The organism is Bacteroides sp. 224, from assembly GCF_010500995.1.
GTDB lineage: Bacteria > Bacteroidota > Bacteroidia > Bacteroidales > Bacteroidaceae > Bacteroides.
The window spans coordinates 56,703-82,782 of the sequence record NZ_QVMK01000011.1 but is presented as its reverse complement, the minus strand read 5'-3'; the positions used below and the strand labels follow the sequence as shown (position 1 = coordinate 82,782).

21 protein-coding genes and 1 pseudogene are annotated in these 26,080 nt (G+C 36.5%); 8 read left to right on the top strand and 14 right to left on the bottom strand.

What is annotated here, in order from left to right; genetic code table 11:
- Positions 1-2 precede the first annotated feature (2 nt).
- Both lptE and D0T60_RS07405 read right to left on the bottom strand, forming a co-directional pair.
- Complete coding sequence (gene lptE, locus D0T60_RS07410; RefSeq protein WP_163217525.1) at positions 3-521, bottom strand: LptE family protein; 519 nt, start codon at positions 519-521, stop codon at positions 3-5.
- Positions 508-1,737, bottom strand: coding sequence for a sigma-54-dependent Fis family transcriptional regulator (locus D0T60_RS07405; RefSeq protein ID WP_163217524.1), 1,230 nt, complete (start codon positions 1,735-1,737; stop codon positions 508-510). The genes lptE and D0T60_RS07405 overlap by 14 nt, the downstream gene beginning before the upstream one ends.
- Positions 1,738-1,873: 136 nt before the next feature.
- Between D0T60_RS07405 and D0T60_RS07400 the strand changes: the two genes are divergently transcribed.
- Complete coding sequence (locus D0T60_RS07400; RefSeq protein ID WP_163217523.1) at positions 1,874-3,724, top strand: LTA synthase family protein; 1,851 nt, start codon at positions 1,874-1,876, stop codon at positions 3,722-3,724.
- Positions 3,725-3,731: 7 nt separating this feature from the next.
- Here the strand turns inward: D0T60_RS07400 and D0T60_RS07395 are convergent, their stop codons facing one another.
- From D0T60_RS07395 to rlmN, 4 genes are all read right to left on the bottom strand, one after another.
- On the bottom strand, positions 3,732-4,439 hold the full coding sequence (locus D0T60_RS07395) for a phosphatase PAP2 family protein (protein WP_163217522.1): 708 nt from the start codon (positions 4,437-4,439) through the stop codon (positions 3,732-3,734).
- 274 nt (positions 4,440-4,713) lie between these two features.
- Positions 4,714-5,811, bottom strand: a complete 1,098-nt coding sequence (gene pdxA / locus D0T60_RS07390) for a 4-hydroxythreonine-4-phosphate dehydrogenase PdxA (protein WP_163217521.1) — start codon at positions 5,809-5,811, stop codon at positions 4,714-4,716.
- 15 nt (positions 5,812-5,826) lie between these two features.
- Complete coding sequence (locus D0T60_RS07385) at positions 5,827-6,864, bottom strand: DUF4837 family protein (protein WP_163217520.1); 1,038 nt, start codon at positions 6,862-6,864, stop codon at positions 5,827-5,829.
- Positions 6,865-6,939: 75 nt separating this feature from the next.
- Positions 6,940-7,974: a 23S rRNA (adenine(2503)-C(2))-methyltransferase RlmN gene (gene rlmN, locus D0T60_RS07380; RefSeq protein WP_163217519.1), complete on the bottom strand. Its 1,035-nt coding sequence runs from the start codon at positions 7,972-7,974 to the stop codon at positions 6,940-6,942.
- Positions 7,975-8,110: 136 nt separating this feature from the next.
- Here rlmN and D0T60_RS07375 point away from each other — a divergent pair, with 136 nt between their 5' ends.
- Both D0T60_RS07375 and D0T60_RS07370 read left to right on the top strand, forming a co-directional pair.
- Positions 8,111-9,283, top strand: a complete 1,173-nt coding sequence (locus D0T60_RS07375) for a PCMD domain-containing protein (protein WP_163217518.1) — start codon at positions 8,111-8,113, stop codon at positions 9,281-9,283.
- Positions 9,284-9,295: 12 nt separating this feature from the next.
- A complete protein-coding gene (locus D0T60_RS07370; RefSeq protein WP_163217517.1) occupies positions 9,296-10,063 on the top strand; it encodes a porin family protein in 768 nt (255 codons plus the stop codon).
- Between the two features lie 219 nt (positions 10,064-10,282).
- Here D0T60_RS07370 and D0T60_RS07365 read toward each other — a convergent pair whose 3' ends face one another.
- From D0T60_RS07365 to D0T60_RS07335, 7 genes are all read right to left on the bottom strand, one after another.
- A complete protein-coding gene (locus tag D0T60_RS07365) occupies positions 10,283-10,633 on the bottom strand; it encodes a hypothetical protein (protein ID WP_163217516.1) in 351 nt (116 codons plus the stop codon).
- A 339-nt stretch (positions 10,634-10,972) separates the two neighbouring features.
- Complete coding sequence (locus D0T60_RS07360) at positions 10,973-11,380, bottom strand: hypothetical protein (RefSeq protein ID WP_163217515.1); 408 nt, start codon at positions 11,378-11,380, stop codon at positions 10,973-10,975.
- Between the two features lie 263 nt (positions 11,381-11,643).
- Positions 11,644-12,231 carry a hypothetical protein gene (locus D0T60_RS07355; protein ID WP_163217514.1) on the bottom strand — a complete coding sequence of 196 codons (588 nt, stop codon included), beginning with the start codon at positions 12,229-12,231 and terminating at the stop codon, positions 11,644-11,646.
- 6 nt (positions 12,232-12,237) lie between these two features.
- Positions 12,238-13,752, bottom strand: coding sequence for a lipase family protein (locus D0T60_RS07350; protein WP_163217513.1), 1,515 nt, complete (start codon positions 13,750-13,752; stop codon positions 12,238-12,240).
- 26 nt (positions 13,753-13,778) lie between these two features.
- Positions 13,779-14,393: a hypothetical protein gene (locus D0T60_RS07345; protein ID WP_163217512.1), complete on the bottom strand. Its 615-nt coding sequence runs from the start codon at positions 14,391-14,393 to the stop codon at positions 13,779-13,781.
- Positions 14,390-15,796 (bottom strand): hypothetical protein, encoded by a 1,407-nt coding sequence (locus tag D0T60_RS07340; protein ID WP_163217511.1) that lies wholly within the window; start codon positions 15,794-15,796, stop codon positions 14,390-14,392. The genes D0T60_RS07345 and D0T60_RS07340 overlap by 4 nt, the downstream gene beginning before the upstream one ends.
- Before the next feature lie 4 nt (positions 15,797-15,800).
- The gene (locus D0T60_RS07335) at positions 15,801-16,391 is read right to left on the bottom strand and encodes a DUF4123 domain-containing protein (protein WP_163217510.1); all 591 of its coding nucleotides are present in this window, start codon (positions 16,389-16,391) and stop codon (positions 15,801-15,803) included.
- Positions 16,392-16,574: 183 nt separating this feature from the next.
- On the opposite strand from D0T60_RS07335, the gene D0T60_RS07330 reads away from it, so the two are divergent.
- From D0T60_RS07330 to D0T60_RS07310, 5 genes are all read left to right on the top strand, one after another.
- Positions 16,575-17,309, top strand: coding sequence for a TetR/AcrR family transcriptional regulator (locus D0T60_RS07330; protein ID WP_163217509.1), 735 nt, complete (start codon positions 16,575-16,577; stop codon positions 17,307-17,309).
- Positions 17,310-17,588: 279 nt separating this feature from the next.
- Positions 17,589-19,424, top strand: a complete 1,836-nt coding sequence (locus D0T60_RS07325; protein ID WP_163217508.1) for a WG repeat-containing protein — start codon at positions 17,589-17,591, stop codon at positions 19,422-19,424.
- A gap of 24 nt (positions 19,425-19,448) precedes the next feature.
- On the top strand, positions 19,449-21,284 hold the full coding sequence (locus D0T60_RS07320) for a WG repeat-containing protein (protein ID WP_163217507.1): 1,836 nt from the start codon (positions 19,449-19,451) through the stop codon (positions 21,282-21,284).
- A 141-nt stretch (positions 21,285-21,425) separates the two neighbouring features.
- Positions 21,426-22,502: a chorismate synthase gene (aroC, locus tag D0T60_RS07315; RefSeq protein WP_163217506.1), complete on the top strand. Its 1,077-nt coding sequence runs from the start codon at positions 21,426-21,428 to the stop codon at positions 22,500-22,502.
- An 88-nt stretch (positions 22,503-22,590) separates the two neighbouring features.
- Positions 22,591-23,994, top strand: a complete 1,404-nt coding sequence (locus D0T60_RS07310; protein ID WP_163217535.1) for a dipeptidase — start codon at positions 22,591-22,593, stop codon at positions 23,992-23,994.
- 154 nt (positions 23,995-24,148) lie between these two features.
- Here D0T60_RS07310 and D0T60_RS07305 read toward each other — a convergent pair.
- Positions 24,149-26,042 (bottom strand): annotated as a pseudogene (locus tag D0T60_RS07305) (DNA topoisomerase 3); the annotation flags it as partial.
- Positions 26,043-26,080 lie beyond the last annotated feature (38 nt).

The window sequence follows — 26,080 nt, the reverse complement described above, 5'->3', positions numbered from 1 at the left end:
AATTACCAGTTGGCTACAGTTGCATTAAATATCTGATCGCAGATTTCTTTTACCATTTCTGCAATAAGTTCATCTTGTACCTCTGTCAGCAATCTATTAGATTCATAGGTACGATAAGCAGAAAATTTTTGCTCAAAATCTTCTTCATGATTAGTGTTATTGGTATAGCGCACATTAATACCTACTACCAATCTTACTTTAGAAGAAAACCCATCGGCAGCTACCGCTTCATTATATTGTCTATATTCTACAATCTCTCCTTCAAGCTCCAAATCAGCATTTGCAGATATCTGCTGCAACTTTGTTTGGCGCACAAATATATCTTTCAAATCTTCATTAAACCGTGTACCTAAAGGTGCATACACATATTCAGACTTAATGGGGAAATCTGCGATGGCAATTGTTTTTACTTTGGTATAGTCGATAGACCCTCCGGTAAAACTATAAGAGATTGTACAACCAGCCAATACCACAGCCAATATTAACAAAGAGAAATAGGGAGCTTTTTTAATCCAAGCCATATTCTTTTATTTTTCTGTAAAGTGTACGTTCCGAAATATTCAAGTCTTTAGCAGCGCTTTTACGTTTACCTTTATGTTTTTCCAGCGCTTTGCGAATCACTTCCTTTTCTACTTCATCTAATGATAGTGATTCTTCCACATATTCCTCCGTATCTTGTATATCGTCGTCGTCTTCGTGCACCGGATGAATATTAATGGTTGACACAGTAGGCGAAGGAGTCACCACTGAAGGGGTAGAAGGATAAAAATTATTCGATGAAGGAGTAGAAGGCGTTACAGTTCTTTCAGACATAATTTCATGCACTAATTTCTTTAAATCAGTCATGTCCTTACGCATATCAAACAAAACCTGATAGAGTATTTCACGTTCACTCTCAAAACTCTTATTTTCTTTAGATCCCCACAAAGCAGGAAGACGTTGCTTCGTTTGTTCGGGCAAATATGTTTTCAATAAATCAGGAGTTATTTCCCTGTTTGTTTCAATTATAGATATTTGCTCTGTGATGTTTTTCAACTGTCGCACATTACCGGGCCAGGAAAAAGCCATTAACATACGTTTTGCATCATCCGTCAATTGAATGGCAGGCATACGATATTTCTCGGCAAAGTCCGACGCAAATTTGCGGAACAATAATACAACATCTTCTCCACGCTCACGCAAAGGAGGCACCTGAATAGGCACTGTATTTAAACGATAGTACAAATCTTCTCTAAAGCGTCCATCGGTAATGGCTTGCCCCAGATTTACATTGGTGGCTGCTACAATACGAACATCTGTTTTCTCTACCTTAGAAGAACCTACTTTTATAAACTCTCCGCTTTCAAGCACACGTAGTAAACGTGCTTGTGTAGGAAGAGGTAACTCTCCTACTTCATCCAGAAAGATCGTTCCACCATTGGCTTCTCCAAAATATCCTTTACGCTCGCCTATTGCCCCGGTAAAAGCACCTTTTTCATGCCCAAACAACTCGGAGTCAATAGTACCTTCCGGAATAGCACCACAGTTCACTGCTATGTACTGCCCATGCTTACGGCGGCTGTATTGATGAATAATTTGAGGAAAGCTTTCCTTTCCCACCCCGCTCTCTCCTGTAATAAGTACAGATAAGTCGGTAGGCGCTACCTGAATAGCTATATCAATGGCTCTATTCAATGATTCGGTATTTCCTATAATACCAAATCTGAGCTTTACTTGTTGTATTTCCGTTTTTGTCATATAATACAGTCAAAACCATGACAAAATTACAAAAAGCTTTGAATAGCACAAGAGAAAACAACAGGATTTAAATTTAGATTACTACCTTTGCATTTTATTACAAACTTATACTACTCGATCTAACTATAATTACAACATGAAAAAAGCCCTATTACGCTTTGTAGGAACTTATTTACTTTTTGTCCTTGTTTTTATCCTGCAAAAGCCAATCTTCATGCTATACAATCATAAATTACTTGAAGAGCCTTCCTTTAGCGATTATCTACATGTTATATGGAATGGATTACCACTTGACTTTGCCGTAGCAGGTTACTTTACAGCCATTCCCGGATTATTACTGATAGCCGGATTATGGATATTCCCTCATATTATAAAACCCATATTTAAAGGGTATTTTGCAGTTATCTCCCTCATCCTATCTGTCATTTTTATTACAGATCTTATTCTATACGAATACTGGGGGTTTAGATTAGATTCGACACCATTCTTCTACTTCTTTTCATCTCCTAAAGATGCTTTTGCCAGTTCGGGCATTCTTCTTATTATCATAGCGATATTAGGTGTTTCTTTAATTACTTGGTTATTATATATACTTTTCGCGAAGTTAATTGTGAACAGTGAAAAAGATTCGCGCCCTCCCAAAGGAAGAGGAAAAATATCATTTGTATTATTACTTCTTACTGCATTGCTATTTATACCTATCCGAGGTGGGTTTACTGTATCAACAATGAATGTCAGCAAAGTATATTTTAGTGATAATTTATACTTGAATCATGCGGCTATCAACCCCTTCTTCAGTTTACTCGAATCTTTAACGAGGGAGAAAAACTTTGGGGAACAATATCGCTATATGCCGGCAGAAAAAGCAAATGAAGTATTTAATGAATTAAAAGATAAACCTGTAGCCACAGATAGTTTATCAGCAATGCCGGCAGCACCGCAGATATTAACCACCAATCGTCCCAATATCATTTTTGTAGTATTAGAAAGCTTCTTTTCCAAAGCCATGACAACACTTGGAGGATTACCCAACGTAGCTGTCAACATGGATAAATTGGCTGAAGAAGGAGTACTATTTACTAATTTCTATAGCAACAGCTTCCGTACAGACCGTGGATTGGTTTCTCTTTTCAGCGGATATCCTGCACAACCTACTACCAGCATTATGAAGTATCCAAAGAAGGCGCAATCTCTTCCTTCCATCCCTCGATCATTGAAAGAGGCCGGTTATAATGTTGAATATTACTATGGCGGAGATGCCGACTTTACCAATATGCGCGCTTATCTGCTATCTATGGGCATTTCAAAGATTATATCAGATGTTGATTTCCCTATCAGTGAGCGTTTAAGTAAATGGGGAGCGCACGATCATGTAGTTTTTAACCGGTTGGCAAATGACCTGCAAGAAAAACAACAAGAACCATTTATGAAGATTATACAAACCTCAAGCAGCCACGAACCTTTTATTGTACCTTTTGAGAAATTGGAAGATCCTTTCCTCAACTCGGTTGCATACGCAGACAGTTGCTTGGGAGACTTCATTCATAAATATAAAGAAATGGGACAATGGGATAATAGCTTAATAATTCTGGTTCCCGATCATAGCAAGCGTTACCCGGAGAGTATTCCGGATCTCTCTTTTGAACGTTTCCAGATCCCTATGATATTTACCGGAGGAGCTATTAAAGAAAGTATGCAAATAGATAGTTATGCTTCACAAATTGACATTGCAGCCACCTTGTTATATCAACTGGGGATAGCTCATGATCAATTCTCATTCAGCAAGAACATCCTCAACCCTGCTTCCCCACACTTTGCATTCTTTACATTTCCGAATGCATTTGGCATGATTACAGAAGACAATCAATTGATATTCGACTGCGAATCAGAGAAAACAGTGATATCCGAAGGAGGCGATTCTACAAAAAACCTGGAAAGCGGAAAAGCAATCCTTCAAAAGTTATACGATGATTTGGATAATCGCTGATACCTTCTTAATCAAACTGAAGAATTAACGCTGCCAATGAAGCATTAAAGGTCAGTAAAACCAATACAGTAGTAAAGATACCATAACTAATCAATCGCTTCTCGTAAAGAGTATACATCATACAGGGGGCTTCTGCGGCTTCTGCTGATTTAGCTAATACACGAATACGTACTTTTTTATAAAGTTTGAACACAATGTAACCAAAAAACAGACCAACAAATACAGCAGGTACAATATCAGAGATAAAATGAACTCCTAAATAAATACGCGAGTAAGCTGTAACAGCTGCCCATATATATATAGTCCACGTAAACAATGTATTACGGAAAAGTAACACCATAAACGTTGCAAACCCAAAAGCATTAGTTGTGTGGCTCGACATAAACCCCCAACGACCTCCTCTATAACCAAATACGGTTTCTACCTGATTCATAAAATCCGGGTGATGCGTAGGGCGAAAACGTTCAAACATGGGCTTGCAAAGTCCGGAAGCAAATTGATCGCACAAAGTAATGACTAATGCAATTGCTATCAGCACAAACAAAGATTCTTTCCAACCCTTTTTATAAACTAATACAAAGAAAATAAGAAAAACTAATGGTATCCAAACAGCTTTACCGGAATAAAGCCACATAAAACGATCTAATAGTTCAGATTCACTGCCATTGAGAGCGAGAAATAAGTCGCGCTCATAAAATAGGATTTTTTCGATCATTGATTAAAGCGTGTTGTTCGGCACAAATATATTTATAAGGTGAGAGAAAACAAAATAAAAACCCGGGAAACTATATTATTCTCCCCAAAAAGTTTTGTTTATTAAGATTTTTAAGTCTCTATAACACAGATCTTTCACACTTATACACGAAAAACAACGAACACTCAAACACGATAAAAAGTTTTCAAAGTACACTTATTAGATTTTAAACAGATGGAACCATAAAAAAACGGGAACGCTATAAGTTCCCGTTTGGTAATTATTTAATCCATTTCTAAATATCATCATCTACTGTATCCAACTTAAGCTTATCGCTGTCATCACGCTTCTCATAATACTGTTTCCTAAGCGGATTGGCATGCGCAATATCTTCGAATACACGATTACGAAATACATCTATCGCCACATAGATAGCCTGACGGAAAGAATCTTCGGAAGCTTCTCCTTTTCCTGCAATATCATAAGCTGTGCCATGAGCCGGAGAGGTACGTACAATAGGCAGACCAGCCGTATAATTTACGCCGTCTTCCATTGCTAATGTTTTAAATGGAGCAAGACCCTGATCGTGATACATGGCAAGTACTCCATCAAAATTAGTAAAATTGCCCGATCCCATAAAACCATCGGCAGGATAAGGACCATAACAAAGAATCTTCTTCTCTTTCAATTCTTCCATTGCAGGTATTATAATTTCCTGCTCTTCCGTACCAATCAGCCCTTCGTCTCCTGCATGAGGATTTAAGGCTAACACGGCAATACGTGGGCTTCCTATACCAAAATCATATTTCAACGAATGATGGAAGATCATTATTTTCTCTTGTATCAGCTCTTTAGTTAAAGTGGATGCTACCTGGCTAATAGGAATATGCCCGGTTACCAAAGCCATACGAAGATCTCCTTTCATCAGAATCATCAATGACTTCTGCCCATCACCTACTTTTTCTTCAATATATTCCGTATGACCGGGGAAAGCAAAATTCTCCGACTGAATAGTATGTTTATTAATAGGAGCAGTAACAACTACATCTATTAAACCTTCCCGATAATCGGCCAAAGCTCTTTCCAAAGCATCTAATGCGGCCTTTCCTGCTTCCTGGCCCGGCTTGGAAAATTCAACTTTAACCTCATCATTGGTACAGTTTAATACACTAAGCTTATTATACGCAGCTTCATTTGCTACATTTATAATACTGAAATTTGTATTTAGATTCAGAGACTTACGATGATATGCAGCTACTTTGGGCGATCCATAAATAATAGGAGTACAAAGCTCTAACATAGTAGGATCTGAAAAGGTTTTTAAAATAACCTCATATCCTACCCCATTAATATCTCCCTGAGTAATACCAATTCTTATTCTATTATCTTCCATTCGTTATTTATTAATTCATTCTTCTATGGCAACTTCTTTATTTCCGGTTGTAGCCCGCTGTTGCTGACCTAAAAACCTGAGTGTATAAAGTGAAGCCTCCATCTTACGTATTAATTTCTTTTTAGGTTTATCGGGCGAGAATATAAAAACTTCAGCAGTAACAATTCGGTTATTTGCTTTATCTAAACGAGTTTGCGATACGAATGGGCCACCCATAAAGTCGTTTTTCATTCGCCACAAGCCACGTGCTTCGAAAGCATACTCACCTTGTACGGCTATCTCTCTCGTCTCCACTGTCATTGAGTCGGTTTGCACATACATTCCTTCTTTAGATCCCGGTATGTTTTCTTTCATAACCGAATCGCGTTTATGAATGAAATAATCACGGGTGAATGTCTCTTTATCGGTATAAGGATAAGAGTACACAACAATACTCATATCCGATGTAGCAGTGTTGGTAGAAGCCCAGAAAAAGTTTTCGCCTGTTTTAGAGCTCATTAGCTCGGCAGGTGCCCAAACATCCGCATTAAATAACTCTTTTACCTTCTGAGAAATCATATCACTGTGAGATACTTCCAGGTTGCGCATCTGATAATTCATTTCAAAACGATTGAAATAATCAAGAATAGCCTGTTTGTTCTCGGTTACATAAGCTGCAAACTCTTGCTCGCTTGGAGCCTGTATTGTTAATACAGCTTGAGGAGAGGCATAAACATCACTTGATTGTTGAAATTTAGCCTGTGTATACTTATCCTTATTAATGTCTACAACAACAATGCTTCTGATTACTTTCAATATAGCATCAAAGTTGTGAGGAGAAGTAAACATGATTTTAAAGGCAGGTTCGGGTTGAGGTAACCCTGCCACATCAGAATCTAAAACATTGTAAAGCGCCCTTCCTGCCGGACGTTCCCAGACTCCTAAATCGGTAACCACCAGTATCTCGTATGGTGCACCGGTAGAGGTTGGCGAAAACACGCTTTTCTTCCCTTTACAGGAAGAAAACATGACTGCAATAGCAATCATAGTAAGATAAAATAAACCTTTTCTCATAGCAATTATTTTTTATGTGTTCACAAAACTACCTAATCCTCATAATATACTTTGCAAATTGACTTACAAATTATGTTAATCGGTTTTATTGTCATTCTGTTTTGCTGTGGATAACATGCCACAAGCTGCAAAAATATCTTCTCCACGAGACGACCGGATAGTGGTAAATAATCCGTGAGAAGTCAGGTAGTCGCGAAAAGCAATCATGGTGTCCGGATCGGAACCATTCAGGTCAACTCCCGGTATGGCATGAAAACGAATCAGATTCATTCTGCAATCAAGTCCCCGCAAAAGTTTCACTAATTCTTTAGCGTAAATCAAGGAGTCATTTACATCTTTAAACATGATATACTCAAAAGATAACCTTCTTTGTTTACTGAAATCGTAGTTTTTAAGGAGATCAACAATGTCTTTGGCCGGAAATGCCTTCTCGGCAGGCATTAGTTCTGCCCGTTGAACAGCCACCGGAGAGTGCAAGCTGACCGCTAAATGACAGTCGCTCTCTTCAATAAACCGTTGTAGCCCTTTTCGCAGTCCGATAGTTGAAAGGGTAATCCGCTTAGGACTCCAACCATAACCATAAGAAGATGTAAGAACTTCCAGCGTTTTGAGTACCTCATCTAAATTGTCCAAAGGTTCTCCCATCCCCATCAATACTACATTAGTCAGTTTATCTCGTTCGGGCAAAGAACTAATCTGATTTAAGATTTCATTGGAAGTCAGGTGGGCAGAGAAGCCCTGTTTGCCTGTCATGCAAAACTTGCAATTCATTTTGCAGCCTACCTGAGAAGAAATACAAAGTGTAGCCCGATCATCATCCGGAATGTATACGGATTCGACAAAGCTGCTATCTCCCACCTTATATAAATACTTAATAGTACCATCTGTTGAGTGCATGGCATCAACAGGAGCAGAAGCACCTACCTTATATGTTTCTTTCAGCATTTCGCGATGCTTCAAAGACAGGTTTGTCATTTCATCAATGCTGGTAACTTTCTTATCATATAGCCAAGAAGCTATTTGTTTTGCAGCAAAACCTGGCATACCAAGTCCTTTAACTACAGATTGAAGTTCGGAAAGAGTTAATCCCAAGAGAGGGTATTTAGACATAAACTATTGATTTTGTATTCTTTATTATCTGCAAAAGTAGGATAAAATCATTTCTTTTTTGTTATGAACGGTTAAAAAGTTACTTTTGCAGATTGATTTATCCGAGCAACGATTACAGACTTATACCAAAAAGAAAATGAAGATTAACAAACTATTCGCCCTATTAGTGGGTTGCTATGCGCTGACGGCATGTATACAAGATGAGGCACTTAATACGGAGGCAGATATTGAAAGTTGTATTGTGGAGGCAGATATTGAGAGTTGTATTGTGGAAGGAGATATTTTGATCGCCCGACCAATTATAGAAAATAATAGAGTTACTTTACTTATTAAACCACAAAAAGATCCTGATCTTCTCTCTGAAATACTCAGTAACATCAAATTAAATTTCTCTTTAACTCCTGGCGCCACCATTGATCCTCCTAATGGTACTATCAGAGATTTCACTTCTCCTCAAGTCTATACCGTTACTTCAGAAGATAAGAAATGGGAGAAAAAATACACTATAACTTGTAGCATTAGCGAGATGCAAACAGAATATGACTTTGAGCATTTTGAAGTGATAGTAGGAGGTTCTAAATCATATCATGAATTTTATGAGATAGTTGGTGGAAATGGAGGTATTCAAAACATTTGGGCTAGTGGAAACTCTGGTTTTCACCTTACTTCACCATTTGGTGCAGGTCCTGAAGCCTATCCTACTTATGCAGATCCAGCAGGAAAAGAAGGCTATTGCGTTAGATTAACCACATGTAGTACTGGTTTTCTAGGTTCCTACGCCAAAAAACCAATTGCAGCTGGAAATCTGTTTATTGGCACAATGGGATCAATAAGTCTCAGTGGAGATCCTTTGGAAGCAACTCATTTCGGGCGTCCGTTCAACCTTGTACCATTTTATCTCACTGGATATTATAAATATAAAGCCGGAGATGTTTTTACAGATAAAGATAAAAAGAAAATACTTGACCGAACAGATACCTTTGATATTTATGCTATCATGTTTGAAACAGATGATAAAACAGAATGGCTTGATGGCAGTAACTCACTTACCAGCCCCAACCTTATTTCAATAGCTCGTATTGCCCCTGAAGACAGAAAAGAAACTGATGAATGGACCTATTTTAACCTACCATTTAAGAATTTGCCTGGGAAAACTATAGATCCGGAAAAATTAGCCAACAATAAATATAACTTATCTGTCGTTTTTTCATCTAGTATTGACGGTGCATACTTTGAGGGAGCAGTAGGTAGTACTTTACTCATAGACAAAGTTAAAGTTCATCTTGAGGAACATCTTGAGGAAAAATAAAAAACAATAATAATGAAAAAAAACATCATATTAATAAGTGTATTAACACTCATTTCTCTGTTTGTGCATGCACAAGATGAAACAACAAAAGGACTTATTTGGTCATCATCTAAAGGATTGGAATATAGCATTAAAGCCGGATTTAATATAGGCGGAACAGCCCCTTTTCCATTACCTGAAGAAATTCGTTCCATTAAAAGTTATACACCTTCTTTAGGACTTAACATAGAAGGGAGTGTTACTAAATGGTTCTCTAAAAAATGGGGAGCAGAAACAGGAATTCGTTTGGAGAGCAAAGGAATGAGAACAAATGCCAGAGTTAAAAATTACAGTTTAGAAATGACAGGAGAGGGAGGCTATTTAAAAGGTAGATGGACCGGATTGGTAAAAACTAAAGTATACAACACCTATATTACTGTCCCCCTATTAGCTTCTTATAAATTAACTTCCCGATGGAAGTTGCATGGGGGAACATTCTTCTCATACATGACTGAAGGTGAATTTTCCGGAGAAGCCTATAACGGATATCTTCGAGATGAAAATCCAACTGGATCTAAGGTTGAAATCGGAGAAGAAGGAGCCACCTACGACTTCTCCGACGACCTAAGCAAATTTCAATGGGGTGCCGAAGTCGGTGCCGAATGGAAAGCTTTCAAGCACTTATCTGTACATTCGAAACTTACCTGGGGTTTCAAAGATATATTCAAAAGTAATTTTGATACGATTACTTTTGGTATGTATCCTATTTATTTGAATGTTGGGTTTGGGTATTTGTTTTAAATTTGCTTCACTATACACTTTTGCTGTTTCAAGCTATATGCCTTTATCCTTTCAACCTATACACTTTGGCACTTTGTAGAGATATGTCTATAAGATACAAAGGTATATACCTAAGTAGCCTGTAGGTGTATACCTTTGCAACCATTAAGTGTACAACTAAGCGACCTTTAGGTATATACCTTTACAACCTTTAAGTGTACACTTAAGCAGTATGTATGTTTACTCTTCCGTTTTCGCCTCATTCAACACTTTCAATAACGACTTACCCGAAATAGTTATTGCATTTGTTTCATAGTAGGGTCGTCCAAGAAATCCCAACATAAAGACCCTACAATGGATTGGGTCGTTTGTTTCATGAATAGGATTTTTAATGTCTATTATAGCCTCATAATAATATTTATTTTCAAGATGAGTTTTCAATAATACATCACTCGACCATATAATAACAGAGTCTTGTTTGTTGAATCTATCAGTGTAGGTAACATCGGGTTCATACGCCCCACCTAAATACAAAAAAAAGCCATGATCAAAAGAAAAACGTTCCAAATCTTTATCTGCAATGAGTTTCATTGTGATTTTGTTATCTACAAGTTTAATATCTACAAGTTCTATCGTTGGCATTTTTACAATCCCTAAACTACCTGGGATACTTGTGTAAAAGTAGCCAACAAACAGCGTCAATATCATTATTGAAGATACTAAAAAAGTATACGCAGTTTTTCGTAGTCTCATGCCTAAAGCTATCAAGAATGATATAAATAAAGCGACTACAAGAAATATACTTGTGAAAAAGATAAAATCAAACATTCTTATTTTATAAATTGTTCAGCTTTTTATAAGCTCATCAGAGTTCTGTATTTCGTTTTATTGAGATTGCCAAAAAGATCAGCATTTAAAAAGATGGCTTATTTAAAAAGGTGTTTCCGTTTTCGCCTCATTCAACACCTCTAATAACGACTTACCCGAAACTGTTATTGCATTCGTTTCATAGTAGGGTCGTCCAAGAAATCCCAACATAAAGACCCTACAATGGATTGGGTCGTTTGTTTCATGAATAGGATTTTTAATGTCTATTATAGCCTCATAATAATATTTATCAACAAGATGAGTTTTCAATAATACATCACTCGACCATATAATAACAGAGTCTTGTTTGTTGAACCTATCAGTGTAGGTAACATCGGGTTCATACGCCCCACCTAAATACAACAAAAAGCCATGATCTAAATAAAAACGTTCTAAATCTTTATCTGCAACAAGCTTCATTGCGATTTTGTTATCTACAAGTTTAAGATCTACAAGTTCTATTGTTGGCATTTTCACAATCCCTAAACTACCTGGGATACTTGTATAAAAAACAACAAAATCCAAAACAAATATCATTATTGAAGACACTAAAAATGTATATGCTGTTTTTCGCACTCTCATGCCTAAGGCTATCAAGAATGATATAAAAAAAACAGCTATAAGAAACGTACTTATACTAAGGATCGTGTAAGTCATAATCACCCTATAAATTATTCACATTTTTACAAATTTATTAAATTACCGAGAAGATCTGCGTTTAAAAGATGGCTTATTTAAAAAGGTGTTTCCGTTTTCACCTCATTCAACATTTCTAATAGCGACTCACTCGAAACACTTATTACATTCGTTTCATAACATGGACCAATGTATCCTAACATAAAAACCCTGCAATAAATTGAATCGTTCATCTTAGGAACAGGATTTTTAAGATATATTACTGCTTCATAATGATACTCATTTTCAATATTTGTTTTTAAATTGACATCATACGACCATATAGTAATAGATTCCGGTTTATTAAGTCTATCAGTGTAAGTAATACTCTTTTCATTAGATCCCCCCAGATACAACAAAAAGCCATGATTAGAAAAGTTTTCTAAATCTTTATCTGCAACAAATTCCATCACAACTCTATCGTTAACAGTTTTAAGATCAACAAATTGTATTGTTGGCATTTTTATTATTCCTAAATAACCCGGAATACTTGTGACATAATAACCAAAAAACAATATGAATATTGTTACAGAAACAGCTAAAAAAGCGTATGCACTTTTATATTTTCGCATACCTAAAGCTATTAAGAATGCGATAAAACAGGCGACTATAAGAAATGTACTTGGCCAGGCAATTATAGAAAACATAGTATTTTATTTTAGAGTTGATTCTTCTAAGAAATCTAATGCGGATTTCCCATCTTTAATTATTTCGGTAAATATGGATTGGGAGAACCTATGAGAGTATTCTGTTTCATAATAAATATTGGGTCCTTTTTTTTCAATCCATTGTTGACCAAGAGCAGCAACCCGATCACTGTTGTCATTTTCGGGAGGATTAGTTATTATATTGATCCAGAAGTATGGCTGTCTAACTCGTAATTTATGAAGATTACTTGAATGATAAGTTTCGATAATTGGATAATTTCCCAATACAGGATCCAATGTAATTAACATTTTAACTTGATAACCTTTTCTTGATAGTGTATAAGCCAAGAATGCACCATTCCACCCACCCAGACTATGACCTACAACATAGATAGGTATACTTTTATCTTCTATCTCTTTAATTACATATTCTTCAATATCCCGTTCGGGATACAATTCATAATAACCCAAATATACTGTATGATATTCAATATTTAGATACTTACTTACTCTATTTTCGAATAGAATTTTGACACCTCTTATATTATTTGTTTTTCTATCAATGCCTGTAAACGATTTCTTATCTCCAGCCCCTCCTACAAAAAAGACTATATTCTTCCTTTTTACATGTACTTTTAAGCTTTTCTTTTTTGTGGGGGTACTGGTTTTTAAATATGGCATAATAAAAATATCTTTCCCATGCCATTCCGATTTCATTTTCATGCCAACCTTACTTCCATTTCCTAAAGGGTGTTGCATACCATCTATCTCTACTACCCATTTGATAGAACATTCCGGAATATTACCATCAGTTTTTACCATATATTCCACCTCAGAATTTGCACTTACAGTAGCAGGCCCTGTAATTTTCCAGTCTTTTTCATTTAAAATCTGACACTCATAGCTTACCTTTGGAGTTGGAATATTAAGGTATGGCATAAACATCACACTTTTCCCACCCCATTCCACCGGAATGGTAAATTCTATTTCCTCACCAAGCAGAAGTCTTCCGTCAATAATTAGTCGTTCGTCTTTACCTTCAATTCGAACCATCCATTTTATTTTTTCTTTCACAGACGATGCCACTTTTTTAGCATCTACATTATATTTCAATATTTTTAATGTAATGCTTTCGCCTGCGAAAAGGTCTGTAAAAGACAGCATTCTTCCTACATCTCTGATTCGAACCGATGTGGTGCACTTACTTTCCAAATAGAAAACCTCAGATTGCTCTACCGAATTATACTCATTAATATAAGCATAAAACTTAATATATTTGTCTTGGTCGGCTTTGGTAAAAGTGTATTGTATAGCAGCACCTTTACCTATTAATGCTCCATTATTTTCGGGTGTCCATATTGATCTGGTAAATTGATATGGGGATTTTCCCTCTAACTCTTTTTTTGTAAATTCCCTTTTTTTCCATTGCACCAGATCAACAGATGTAATTGTGAAATTTAATTTTGCAACTAAATTTTTCGTCTCATTTACATCAACCAATATTAGTTTTTTTGTGTTCATCGCTATTAATAGATCCTTCAATTACTTTAATATACTAATGGCATATATTTTCTGCCTGTTTCTTTTCCTGTATCTCCATCCAAGTAAATTTCATGCTCTACTCGTGGCACCCATAAAGCCCAAGTTCCTTTTCCTTCAAATACTTCTCGTCGTATATCAACATCCGAATGCGCAAAATGTCCTTTACCTATTTCCCAGCCATTCTTTTTGCAATACTTAAGCACATCATCAATTGTGAACTTAAATGGTCCATCGTAATCGATAGTTTTTACTAATCTGCCATTCGTATGATAGAATTTCCAAATACCACTACACCATCCACCTTTTACAAAAGCTTTTCCTTCTTCTTTTATCACACCTGATGGCCTATAGAATATTTTTACATTTGCATAATAAGAATCGGAAGGAGATATCCATTCTACAAACTCCTCTCTTCCAGCTGTCATCTTAATAAGAGTACCATCCTCTAATGTATTTCTATAGTCTAATAGTTCATCTGCATTTGCAAAGAAAAAAGCAGTATCAAATTTTTCTTTACTAACAATAATTGTATCCATAATATAAGTTGTTTCGTTTCTATAAGCATATCTGTGCTGACATGCAGTGCTTAATAATAATAGTAAGATAAAGATGTATTTCATAATATTTGGAATTTTTTAGCACCATTATGCGCAACCTCCCATTGCCAATGATATAAATAATGTAATTTCTTAGTTTCTTGATTATAATCCATTAAATTGCAAGTCTGTGCTACCCAATAAGTATATTTTGCAGTTGATTTAGCTATTTCGTTTGTAAATGTATGCGACAATCCAAGAGCATGCAAAATTTCATGAGCTAATACTTCAGGGCTAACAGCAGTAGTTGTATTGAAAAAATGAATCTGCCTAGCCTTATCAATGGAAACTCCAAGTCTTCCAATTGTTTCCTGTTCTCCCCAAAAGAACAATTTTAAATAATCAGCATATTTATTCTCATCTTTATTCTCTTTTTTTAGCTTTTTTTGTAGTCTCTCATATACATAATCATAAAAAGGTTTTATATTATTCCCTTCTGCTCTAGAATTGATTTTTTTATTTTTTGTATACACGCCATTCGGAAAAAGAAGATTTAATTTAAATTCTTCATCATCCGAAAGATCTAAAAACTCCACATTACTTGATGCAATCTGCACCAACGACTGGCGTAGATATTTATTTGCATTAAATGTTCTATCTGCCATTCCTTTTAGATAATCCTTAGAGCTAATTGGAGGAGTCTTCACCTCCACCATCACCACCTTTATTTTGCGTGGTTGTGCATTTGCCCAAACATAAAGTCGTCCGGCTAATTGTTTTTTCTTTCCTTTATAAGCATATAACTCAATTTTTTGGTCTTTATCAAACGCTTTCAAACATTTAATTGTAAAATCATTATGTACAGTTTTTACATCAGGACATTTGAATCTTTTATTTTTATTATTACTATCATTATTATTAGAAGAAGAGGAAGATTTAACTTGAAAGTTATCATTTTCTGCAAATTCTAAGTAATCCGGCTTACCTGTATCTATAACATCATATATTGCACTCAGTTGCACAGTATCTCCTGGATACATCGAAAGCCATGGACAGAAATATTCAAAACGAGTATTTTTGCTTCTTTTATTCGAAAACGCTGAAAAACAATTATACTCTCGTTTTAATTCTTTATACTTAAATTCATCAAATACATAATTTCCACTATAAGCATTCACATTTTTCTCAAGATTCTCACTTCTCTTAGGTAGTTTACTACGATATTGTTTCGCTACAATTCGGTTAAATGCCACATCTCCCCAATCTCCTACGCGCATCCAGTCAAATCCATATTCACCTTTCCAATCTTGACATGGACGGAAATGTACTACACAATCCATTTCTTCTATTTTGGCAGGAGCATTTTGGGGAACGACATTTGTTTCTGCATTTACACTTACTACTTCTACATTCAGGCATGGCATTACAGCCCTTCTTCCTGTTGTAGCTTCTATACTACATATTTGTTCATCGCTTATTGACCACATAAGGCTAAGAGAGATTTTCAATTAATAATTTCTTGTCTACAGATAAATAAAATAGATTTTTTCCTGCTTGTCTGTCATTGGCAATCAGATAGTCTATTTTATCAAAAAACTCCATGTATTGATTGATGCTTAAGTGTGGAAAAACATCATTTACTACATACGGATCGTAAAACCGGAAGTAAACATATTCGCCACTCCCTGTTTTCATTCGCAAAAAACGTCTTAAATGCTTACGCAATTCATCAATCTGTAAAGGAGATGATAACCATGTAACCCTACGTTCTACCGCATCTTTCTCTTTTATCTTAGTTACTAAAGTTTCATCAGACGAAATGTCGACAAGGTATGGAGCAACACTCCATAGTTTTTCGCCTGTAGACCCTCTGAACAACGATCTGTATTGAAGAGTTGGGTCAAGAAATAAAATGTCGATATCTGTATCCCATAGAGCAGCATCAATGAGTACATAATTGGGGATTAAGCCTTCTTTTAGAAAAGCCTCATTCTCTATACTTTGCTTTTTAGCCAGTTCTTCTTGGCGCAAAGCATCTATATCTTTTTTAACTTCGGGAAGTATCCAAGTGTTGTTGTGCATAATCGTTGTGTCTTTTAATATTTCTTTTTTTAAGTTACATATTCACTCATACTATTTTTTTGATTCGATTGTTTATGTACTTTTGTTTTTGCAGTTTTTTGAATTACAAATTATCAACTTCATTAAGCTCTGATTGCAAAGATATAATTCTTGTTATAAATAACACGATTATCTAAAATAAATATGGAAGATTTTGAAAAAAAATCAAATAAAAGAGTTCGAAGAACCAACAAGGATATTGAAAAAAGTATAATGAATGCCACCAAAGGCATGATTGAAGATTATGGACTTTTTTGTATTTCTATCACTGAATTAGCAGAAAGGGCAATTACAGAACCACCTGTAATATATAGATGGTATAACAATTTAGAAGGTCTTTTTGCTAAATATTTAGAAACATATACATTTTGGCTTCCAGATATCATTGATGATATTTCAGGGAAGAATAATATGAGTGATAAAGAAATTATAAAACGAATATTTAAAGACATTATCAATAATCTATATAAAGACAAAGTATTGCATCGAGTTTTTGCATGGGAAGTTGCGGATGACTCTAATCTGTCCACCAACAGATTAAAATCAAAGGAATTTGCTTATTGCTACATTGCAGATGAATTTCTTCCCCAATCATCTAAGACAGTGATTAGCCCAATGCTGGCTATTATTTTAGGCGGAATATACTACATTGCTCTTACCAAAGATAAGACTTTGTGTTGGGGGATTGATTTCTCTAAACATAGTGGCAAAAAGCGATTAATAGAATTAGCTGACAGAATGATTGAATTGGCTTTTTCCGAACAAAAAGCATCAAATGAAGCGCTGGAAATAGCAAAAAAGATGAAAAACAAGGGCATTGACAATAAGACAATAGTGGAGTGTACAGGACTGAGTATAAGCAAAGTACAAACACTCTAATTCTTGATCAGCAAGATAAAATCATTCGAAGTTAAATCTTACCTATAAATAAATACAAAACATCCCTTTCATCATCAGACACAAAAACATAATATATTGCAACCAAGAGTTTTAAAGCCGAAACCCTTATTTGAATGCTCCTTCCTTTCGCACCTTCGCGCATCTATACATTTGGATTAAAAAATAAAAAAAACTAATTTCGCACATTATAAGAAACCGTTTTGAATTTTATTCTGTGAAAAACGGTTTCTAAGTCTTATTAATATCAATTATACAAAAATGAAAAGAGCATTCACAACAATCATCAGAAAAACGATAATACTCCCTACAATTGTATTACTAACAGCCTGTTCTGGTAAAAGCAACTCACAAGAGGTAGTTGATGAATTTATTTCTCAATTTGATGGAATGAACCTTGACGAAGCAAAAGAATTTCTGAAAAAAGAATATGAGGGCTATCAGCAGCTTGAGGCTTTGTTTAATGGCGGTTCTTTTTTCGGAGACGAAACTCCTAAAAAATATGCTAAGGAAGACGAGTCATACTCCGAGTTTCCAACATTTGCGAAACCTGAAGATATTGAAAAGGAATACAAAGAATTCTCTGCCAATGCTTATATATTACAAGAATATAAATATCCAAAAACCACAATCAGGGTACAGGTAGATGAAATTGAAGTTGAAGTTTCCGGAAATGCTGATTACCAAGCTAATAAAATATTTTTTCACGATGGTAGTGTTGACGATAAAATACAGAAATTTGATAGCTGGGGAGATTTGAATACAACCAAGGTAATAGACAGTATACAAACCACCATTAGCTATTCCTATGCTGAAGATTATAAACAATACGAGTTTACAGATGAAGTAAATTTTAATGGCGGAAGCATTAAAGTTGCTAAAATGCAAGGTAATATGGCCGAGCTTATTTTTACAGGTAAGGCCAAGGATTATGAAAAAATCATTGCTTTAAACGATGAAGGCAAAGTTTTAGAATTTTCATCATCTTCATCGGGAACAAAAGGAGCAAAGGAGATGAGTAAAGTATATGCTAAGGCCTTTAAAAAACTTGTAAATGAAGCCGACAATTTTAAAACAGTTGATGAGTTGAAGAAAGCTGTAAGAAAAGCATACTCTAAACTACCATCGATAAATGATAACGAAAAGAGCTATACAGGCTTTTTCAAGGGTAATGTAAGTTCGTTTATTGTGTATATGCCCACCAACACAATATCAAAGCAAATTAATTTTACTTTAGTAAACAAAAATCCCAATATTCAAAAACTGATTTATGCGTTTGACACCAACAAAAAAGAAAACTGCTTTTTAAATCAAGCAGGCGAACTTGTGATGTACCCCAACAATGAAAAATTTTATCCAGAAAATGATTTATATTATTATACTGAAACGAAAAACGATGAAGATGATGAAGATGAGGACCCTGTCAGGGAGATTTACTTTCTGGATACCGACAAGGAACAACTAATGAAAATACCCGAGATACAATCTGTAAAGACAGTTACAAACACTTGTGTTTCTGTTGAAAAAGACGGAAAAAAGGCATTGTGGAATGCAGAAGGGAAAGCTGTAACACCTTATATATACAATTGGATTGAACGTATTGAAGGCAGTGAAGATATAATACGAGTTTTTATAGATGATAAATGTGGATTAATAAATACTAAAGGTGAAACCGTTTTGCCTGTAATTTACAACCAGATAAGCGACTATACAAACGGAAGGGCATTAGTAGAAAGAGGTGAAAAACTGGTAATGTTTATTGATGAAGCAGGTAAACAAGCAATACCGCTAACACAGTATTTGAGAGTGACAGAGTTCTCCGAAGGTTTAGCAGTTGTTACTGATAAAAATAGAAAATATGGATTTATTAATGTTAACGGAGAAATTGTATTGCCATTAATTTATGATGACGCAAGACCTTTTTCGCATGGGATAACACTTGTTGAGTACAACGGAAAGTATGGTTTAATTAATAGAGAAGGAACTTTTATTGTACCTGCCACATCATACGGTTATTCAATGACTGGTATGTATAAAAGAAAATACTATCTCGACCAAAGTGTCTATAATGAATATGGGGAGTTTATAGAAGAATAAAGAATATTAATAATAATAATGAAAATGAAAAGAGCATTCACAACAATCATCAGAAAAACAATAATACTCCCTACAATTGTATTACTAACAGCCTGTTCTGGTAAAATCAACTCACAAGAGGTGGTTGATAAATTTATTTCTCAATTTGATGAAATGAACCTTGACGAAGCAAAAGAATTCCTGAAAAAAGAATATGAGGACTATCAGCAGCTTGAGGCTTTGTTTAATGGCGGTTCTTTTTTCGGAAACGAAACTCCCAAAGAATATGCTAAGGAAGACGAGTCATACTCCGAGTTTCCAACATTTGCGAAACCTGAAGATATTGAAAAGGAATACAAAAAATTCTCTGCCAATGCTTATATATTACAATACTATAAATATCCAAAAACCACAATCAAGGTACGGGTAGATTATTTTGATGAAACTTCCGGAAATGCAGATTACCAAGCTAATAAAATATTTTTTCACGATGGTAGTGTTGACGATAAAATACAGAAATTTTATAGCTGGGGAGATATGAACACAACCAAGGTAATAGACAGTATACAAACCACCATTAGCTATTCCTATATCGAAGATTATAAACAATACGAGTTTACAGATGAAGTAAATTTTGATGGGGGAAGCATTAAAGTTGCTAAAATGCAAGGTAATATGGCCGAGCTTATTTTTACAGGTAAGGCCAAGAATTATGAAAAAATCATTGCTTTAAACGATGAAGGCAAAGTTTTAAAATCTTCATCATCTTCATCGGGAACAAAAGGAGTAAAGGAGACAAGTAAAGTATATGCTAAGGCTTTAAAAAAACTTGTAAATGAAGCCAACAATTTTAAAACAGTTGATGAGTTGAAGAAAGCTGTAAGAAAAACATACTCTAAACTACCACCAATAAACAATAATGAAAAGAGCTATACGGGCTTTTTCAAGGGCAATGTAAGTTCGTTTATTGTGTATATGCCTACCAACACAGCATCAAAGCAAATCAATTTTACTTTAGTAAACAAAAATCCCAATATTCAAAAACTGATTTACGCGTTTGATACCAACAAAAAAGAAAACTGCTTTTTAAATCAGGCAGGCGAACTTGTGATGTACTCCACCTATAAAAATTTGTATCAGAAAAATGATTTATATTACTATACTAAAACGCAAAACAACGAAGAGGAGGAGCCTGTTTACGAGATTTACTTCCTGGATACCGACAAGGAACAACTAATGAAAATACCCGAGATACAATCTGTAAGGGCAGTTACAAACACTTGTGTTTCTGTTGAAAAAGACGGAAAAAAGGCATTGTGGAATGCAGAAAGGAAAGCTGTAACACCTTATATATACGACAGGATTGAAGGCATTGAAGGCAGCGAAGATATAATACGTGTTTTTATAGATGATGAATGCGGATTAATAAATACTAAAGGCGAAACCGTTTTGCCTGTAACTTACGACCAGATAAGCGACTATACAAACGGAAGGGCATTAGTGAGCGTATCAGTGGGAAGAGGTGAAAGACCGGTAATGTTTGTTGATGAAGCAGGCGAACAGGCAATACCGCTAACACAGTATCTGAGAGCGACAGAGTTCTCCGAAGGTTTAGCTGTTGTTACTGATAAAAATAGAAAATATGGATTTATTGATGTCAACGGAAAAATTGTATTGCCATTGATTTATGATAGAGCAGAACCTTTTTTGCATGGGATAACAGTTGTTGAGTACAACAAGAAGTATGGTTTAATTAATAGAAAAGGAGAATTTATTGTACCTGCCAAAGCGCACAATTATTCAATAACTCGTATAAGTAAAAGAAAATACCACCTCGACCAAAGTGTATATAATGAATATGGGGAGTTTATAGAAGAATAAAGAACAAAATAATTTTTTATTCTTTGTATACACGCCAAAGCATCTAACACAATAATACCCTATAAATTTACCGCAGATAATTGTTTTCAAACATTTTTTTACATAAATTTGAGGCTATAAAACCAAAACCTTTAATTCAATATGTTCAATTCATTTGGAAATATATTCAGACTTACCAGTTTCGGCGAGTCTCATGGACAAGGAATCGGTGGAGTAATTGACGGATTTCCTGCCGGTGTTACCATAGACATGGATTTTGTACAAGCAGAACTTAATCGCCGTCGGCCCGGACAATCTAACATAACCACCAACCGGAAAGAAGGTGATAAAGTAGAATTCCTCTCCGGAATCTTTGAAGGAAAATCAACCGGTGCGCCTATTGGATTTATTGTTTGGAATGAGAATCAACATTCCAACGATTATAATAACCTGAAAGAAGTGTATCGCCCATCTCATGCCGATTACACTTATTCGATTAAATATGGTATACGGGATCATCGTGGTGGAGGGCGTTCTTCTGCTCGCGAAACCATATCACGGGTAGTTGCCGGAGCCTTAGCCAAAATTGCTCTCAAGCAATTGGGTATTGGGGTGAAAGCTTATACTTCTCAGGTTGGCTACTTAAAATTGGATGGAAATTATAAAGATTATGATTTAAGCGTAGCGGAAACAAATGCCGTTCGTTGCCCCGATCCTGAATTAGCCAAGGAAATGGAGGAATACATTGCCCAAATAAAAAACGAAGGCGACACCATTGGCGGAATTGTAACTTGTGTTATCCAAAATTGCCCTATCGGTTTAGGAGAACCTGTATTCGGTAAGTTACACGCAGCTTTGGGAGGTGCCATGCTCAGCATCAATGCTGCCAAAGCCTTTGAATACGGAGAAGGTTTTAAAGGACTAAAACTTAAAGGCTCGGAACAGAACGATGTATTCTATAACAAAGACGGAGTGATCTCTACCCACACCAATCATTCCGGAGGTATACAAGGAGGCATCAGCAATGGGCAGGATATTTATTTCCGGGTAGCCTTCAAACCCGTTCCTACTGTATTAATGGAACAACATACCGTAAATGCCGATGGCGTAGATACTACTCTGCAAGCTAAAGGCCGACATGACCCATGTGTACTCCCTCGTGCCGTACCCATTGTAGAAGCCATGACAGCTATGACAATACTTGATTTTTATTTAATAGATAGAACAACTCAATTGTAGAAGCCTCTCCCCAGCCCTCTCCAAAGGAGAGGGGGAACCATTCGGCAAATTAACTTTAAATATACTCTATATTAAAATGGAAAAGAAAATGAAAGACAGAGCTAACCAAGCTCCCTCTCCCTCGGAGAGGGATGGGGTGAGGCTCTACATCCAAGAAAACGAATCTGCGATGATGGAAGACTTATTCAGCCTCATCCGCATTCCCAGTATCAGTGCTAAACCGGAGCATAAAGCAGATATGCAAAAATGTGCCGAAAGATGGAAAGAACTACTATTAGAGGCCGGAGCCGATGAAGTAGAAATTATGCCGTCGGCCGGTAACCCAATCGTATTTGGAAAGAAGATCATCGACCCGAAAGCCAAAACCGTATTGGTATATGCTCATTACGATGTAATGCCTGCCGAACCGTTCGACCTTTGGAAAAGCGAGCCATTCGAAGCAGAAATACGCGATGGCTATATCTGGGCTCGTGGTGCCGACGATGATAAAGGACAAGCCTTCATTCAGGTAAAAGCATTCGAATACCTCGTTAAGAATAACTTGTTAACAACGAACGTAAAATTTATTTTTGAAGGAGAAGAAGAAATAGGTTCCCCCAGCCTTGAAGCATTCTGCAAAGAACATAAAGAATTGCTCAAATCTGATATTATTCTGGTAAGCGATACCAGTATGTTAGGTGCCGATCTTCCTTCGTTGACCACCGGACTCCGCGGATTGGCTTATTGGGAAATAGAAGTAACAGGCCCCAACCGCGATCTGCATTCCGGTCACTTTGGTGGTGCGGTTGCCAACCCTATAAATACACTTTGCAGCATTATAGATAAGGTGATTGATAAAGACGGTCGCATTACCATTCCGGGATTCTATGACGATGTAGAAGAACTCTCTAAAGAAGAACGGGACATGATTGCAAGTATTCCTTTCAATGAAGAAAAATATAAAGCTTCCATTGGCGTAAAAGAATTATTTGGCGAGAAAGGATATTCTACCTTAGAGCGCAATAGCTGTCGCCCTTCTTTTGACGTTTGTGGCATTTGGGGTGGATATACAGGCGAAGGTTCTAAAACAGTACTCCCTTCTAAAGCTTATGCCAAAGTTTCTTGTCGATTGGTGCCCCACCAGGAACATCACAAGATATCGCAAATGTTTATTGACTATATAGCATCCATTGTTCCTGATACGGTACAGGTAAAAGTAACTCCTATGCACGGTGGCGAAGGATATGTTTGCCCCATTACACTTCCTGCCTATAAAGCAGCCGAGAAAGGTTTTGAAGTAGCATTTGGTAAGAAACCATTAGCCGTTCGTCGTGGTGGAAGTATTCCTATTATTTCTACGTTCGAACAAGTATTAGGAGTAAAAACGGTATTAATGGGATTTGGTTTAGAATCAGATGCCATTCATTCTCCGAACGAGAACTTTAGCCTGGATATTTTCCGGAAGGGAATTGTGGCTGTGGTAGAGTTCTATAAGGCTTACGGGGAAATGTAATACTATGAGGGTGTGTCATTGACATTTTTGACACACCCTCATATTCAAAACGATTCCCTAAACTGACACCCATTCCTCCATTCCGAGCAACCAAATGCCGTTTTCCCTTTTATAACCGTTCCCTTACCACATACCGGACAAACTTGTCCTTCTTGAATGACAGCCTTTGACTTTTCCTCTTTTACTTTCTTAGCCCGTGGTTTACTCTCTCTCTTCTTGGGTTCCTTCTTTGCTTTTTCTTCTTTTACAGGAATGGAAACATCCTGAATTGTAATCCGTCGGTTACTGTTGTCCGAGAGTACGCTGTTTACGATTTCGGTAACCATCTGTTTAAGCTCTTCCAGAAACTGTCGGGCATCATACGTTTTCTTTTCTATTTCGCGTAGCTTCTTTTCCCAGATACCGGTTAGTTCGGCAGATTTCAGGAGTTCCTCGTGAATGAGTTGTATCAATTCCATGCCGGTAGGGGTAGCTATCAGGTTCTTTTTCTCTTTACGAATATAGTTCCGTTTGAAAAGCGTTTCTATGATAGCCGCGCGAGTAGAAGGGCGTCCGATACCGTTCTCCTTTAACGCGTCTCTCAATTCATCATTATCAACTAACTTACCTGCTGTTTCCATGGCGCGCAACAAGGTAGCTTCGGTGTAGAGCTTGGGGGGCTGTGTCCACTTTTCGTTCAGGTCGGGCACATGCGGTCCACTTTCTCCTTTTACAAATTCGGGCAATACGCGCTCTTCGTCGCCTTCTTTTTCCTCAACCTGTTCTTTGGCAAAAACAACGCGCCAACCGGGCTCCAGTATTTGTTTTCCGGTTACTTTAAACTCAATCTTTTCTACTTCGCCCAATATAGTAGTGGTAGAGACTTTACAATCGGGATAAAAGGAAGCAATAAAACGACGGGCTATTAAATCGAACACCTGCTTTTCCATATCTGTAAGGTTCTGCGGATGCACACCGGTAGGAATAATGGCATGGTGATCGGTTACTTTCGAACTATCAAATACCTTTTTAGATTTAGGAAGCTTCGCCAAATTCAAGGCAGAAACCAATACCGTGTAATCTTTTAATCCTTGCAGAATAGCAGGACATTTTGGATAAATATCATCACTCAGAAAAGTAGTATCTACACGAGGATAGGTAGTGACCTTCTTCTCATATAAAGACTGAATCAACTTCAATGTTTCATCTGCCGAATAACCAAATTTCTTATTACACTCTACCTGTAAAGAAGTCAGGTCGAAGAGACGTGGTGCATACTCAGTTCCTTTTTTAGCCGAAATATCTGTTACAAAGAAAGGAGCATTCTTTACTGTTTCCAGAAATTCCATCCCCTCTTCTTTTTTAGTAAACCGACCTTTAGTTACAGAAAAGGTAGTGTCTCTATAAATTGTTTTCAACTCCCAATAAGGTTCGGGAACAAAATTCTGTATTTCTAATTGCCTATTTACAATCAGAGCCAATGTAGGAGTTTGCACTCTACCAATAGAAAGCACTTGCTTACCTTGCCCATACTTTTGGGTATAAAGGCGAGTAGCATTCATTCCCAGTAGCCAGTCGCCAATAGCTCTTGAAAGGCCCGCCTCATAAAGAGGTTGAAATTCTATTTGGTCTTTCAGCTTTACAAATCCTTCTTTAATGGCCTCTTCGGTCAGCGATGAAATCCATAAACGCTTTACAGGGCATTTGGCTCCGGCTTTTTGCATCACCCAACGTTGTATCAGCTCTCCCTCCTGCCCGGCATCCCCGCAGTTGATAATGCCATCAGCATTCTTCATCAGCTCTTCTATTACACGGAATTGCTTTTCATAAGTAGGATTACTTATCAACTTAATCCCAAAACGGGGAGGAATCATAGGTAAACTACTCAAACTCCACGATTTCCAGGAAGGAGTATATTCATGAGGTTCTTTCAGGGTACACAGATGTCCGAATGTCCAAGTCACCTGGTATCCGTTTCCTTCTATATATCCGTCTTTTTTATTTCGGGCACCGAGAACATCGGCTATATCACGTGCCACAGAGGGCTTTTCGGCAATACAAACTATCATTGATTTTACTTTAGATGAGCAAAGGTAGGCAAAAAGCA

Coding starts and splice junctions, on each gene's coding strand:
- D0T60_RS07360 (WP_163217515.1), bottom strand. CDS start 11,380: ATGCCAACAATAGAACTTGTAGATCTTAAACTTGTAGATAACAAAATC.
- D0T60_RS07370 (WP_163217517.1), top strand. CDS start 9,296: ATGAAAAAAAACATCATATTAATAAGTGTATTAACACTCATTTCTCTG.
- rlmN (WP_163217519.1), bottom strand. CDS start 7,974: ATGTCTAAATACCCTCTCTTGGGATTAACTCTTTCCGAACTTCAATCT.
- D0T60_RS07340 (WP_163217511.1), bottom strand. CDS start 15,796: ATGTGGTCAATAAGCGATGAACAAATATGTAGTATAGAAGCTACAACA.
- D0T60_RS07325 (WP_163217508.1), top strand. CDS start 17,589: ATGAAAAGAGCATTCACAACAATCATCAGAAAAACGATAATACTCCCT.
- D0T60_RS07350 (WP_163217513.1), bottom strand. CDS start 13,752: ATGAACACAAAAAAACTAATATTGGTTGATGTAAATGAGACGAAAAAT.
- D0T60_RS07330 (WP_163217509.1), top strand. CDS start 16,575: ATGGAAGATTTTGAAAAAAAATCAAATAAAAGAGTTCGAAGAACCAAC.
- D0T60_RS07395 (WP_163217522.1), bottom strand. CDS start 4,439: ATGATCGAAAAAATCCTATTTTATGAGCGCGACTTATTTCTCGCTCTC.
- D0T60_RS07310 (WP_163217535.1), top strand. CDS start 22,591: ATGAAAGACAGAGCTAACCAAGCTCCCTCTCCCTCGGAGAGGGATGGG.
- D0T60_RS07335 (WP_163217510.1), bottom strand. CDS start 16,391: ATGCACAACAACACTTGGATACTTCCCGAAGTTAAAAAAGATATAGAT.
- D0T60_RS07365 (WP_163217516.1), bottom strand. CDS start 10,633: ATGAAACTCATTGCAGATAAAGATTTGGAACGTTTTTCTTTTGATCAT.
- aroC (WP_163217506.1), top strand. CDS start 21,426: ATGTTCAATTCATTTGGAAATATATTCAGACTTACCAGTTTCGGCGAG.
- lptE (WP_163217525.1), bottom strand. CDS start 521: ATGGCTTGGATTAAAAAAGCTCCCTATTTCTCTTTGTTAATATTGGCT.
- D0T60_RS07375 (WP_163217518.1), top strand. CDS start 8,111: ATGAAGATTAACAAACTATTCGCCCTATTAGTGGGTTGCTATGCGCTG.
- D0T60_RS07405 (WP_163217524.1), bottom strand. CDS start 1,737: ATGACAAAAACGGAAATACAACAAGTAAAGCTCAGATTTGGTATTATA.
- D0T60_RS07355 (WP_163217514.1), bottom strand. CDS start 12,231: ATGTTTTCTATAATTGCCTGGCCAAGTACATTTCTTATAGTCGCCTGT.
- D0T60_RS07320 (WP_163217507.1), top strand. CDS start 19,449: ATGAAAAGAGCATTCACAACAATCATCAGAAAAACAATAATACTCCCT.
- D0T60_RS07400 (WP_163217523.1), top strand. CDS start 1,874: ATGAAAAAAGCCCTATTACGCTTTGTAGGAACTTATTTACTTTTTGTC.
- D0T60_RS07385 (WP_163217520.1), bottom strand. CDS start 6,864: ATGAGAAAAGGTTTATTTTATCTTACTATGATTGCTATTGCAGTCATG.
- pdxA (WP_163217521.1), bottom strand. CDS start 5,811: ATGGAAGATAATAGAATAAGAATTGGTATTACTCAGGGAGATATTAAT.
- D0T60_RS07345 (WP_163217512.1), bottom strand. CDS start 14,393: ATGAAATACATCTTTATCTTACTATTATTATTAAGCACTGCATGTCAG.